Raw genomic sequence first — 1,256 nt, forward strand, 5'->3', positions numbered from 1 at the left:
TCCGACTAATATTGGCTTTACCTTTATTCCTCCATACACACCAGAGATGAACCCCATTGAACAAGTGTGGAAAGAGATTCGTAAACGTGGATTTAAGAATAAAGCCTTTCGAACTTTGGAAGATGTCATGAATCAACTTCAAGATGTTATACAAGGACTGGAGAAGGAGGTGATAACGTCCATCGTTAATCGGAGATGGACTAGAATGCTTTTTGAAAGTAGATGAGTATTAAAATATTAGCAAAAAAGCAAATAGCAGTAACTTCTGTCTATTTGCTTTTCTTTTTTATAGAATATATTTCTCAATAGCACGCGCAACACCGTCTTCTTCGTTGCTTGCTGTAACGGCATCCGCAAGAGATTTGACATAATCGCTTGCATTTCCCATTGCAATGCCCATCCCTGCAAACTGGAGCATTTCGATATCGTTATTAGCATCGCCCATGGCCATAATCTCTGAGGAATCAATCTTCAAAATCTCTGCTAATCGTGAAAGAGCGGTAGCCTTGGTCGTTCCAAGTGGCATAGCTTCATAAATGACAGGCTGCGAACGAACTCCACTGAATCGTTGGCAGAGTTCCTCAGCAAAACGCTGCTCAAAATCGTCTGTTTGTTCTTCGTTGCCCAAAAACATGCCTTGGAACATACGATATTTACCACTAGTCGCTTCCTCAAGGGAAATTTCAGTCAAGTCTGAAAAGACTAGGTCGGCATCATTCTGGATGACTTGATTAGGCTTGCCACCGAGGACGAAATAATGTTTCTCATCAAAAAGAGTCAACTGAACATCACTTTTTTCAGCTAGATCATAGAGGTATTCGATGTCTGCTGGACTAAGTTCTTGCCAGTCAACTAGTCCCCAGTCACTTGTCTGGTGAGTTGAGCAACCATTGTTAACAATCACATACTCATTCTGGAGGCCAAGCCCCAGTTTTTTGTAGTAGGGGAGGACACCGAAAAGCGGGCGACCCGTACAAAGAACCAATTTGACACCTTTTTCAATAGCTTGGTGAATAGCAGTAATGTGAGCTTGTGGAATTTCCTTGGCTTCATCGAGGAGGGTTCCGTCCATATCCAAGGCTAGTAGTTTAATCATAGGTCTTCCTTCTTTATCTTTTGGTATTATTATAACATATTTTGGAGAAGATGACGGTCAAAGGGACAGGAGCTAATTGATTTTGCAGTTTAGGACGTTTTGATGACAATTCATGATTTGAAGAGGATATTTGGCCAAGATATCCCGACTTTATCACTTA

General features: G+C 41.2%; 2 protein-coding genes. One reads left to right on the top strand and one right to left on the bottom strand.

Annotated features, from left to right (window positions below; genetic code table 11):
• Positions 1-226: transposase (locus HT699_RS11195; RefSeq protein ID WP_172934374.1), on the top strand; the 226-nt coding region annotated here is incomplete at its 5' end.
• A 60-nt stretch (positions 227-286) separates the two neighbouring features.
• Here HT699_RS11195 and HT699_RS11200 read toward each other — a convergent pair.
• A complete protein-coding gene (locus HT699_RS11200) occupies positions 287-1,096 on the bottom strand; it encodes an HAD family hydrolase (protein ID WP_172934375.1) in 810 nt (269 codons plus the stop codon).
• Positions 1,097-1,256: the final 160 nt, after the last annotated feature.

The organism is Streptococcus sp. 1055, assembly GCF_013276815.1.
In the GTDB taxonomy this organism is placed as follows: Bacteria; Bacillota; Bacilli; order Lactobacillales; family Streptococcaceae; genus Streptococcus; species Streptococcus pseudopneumoniae.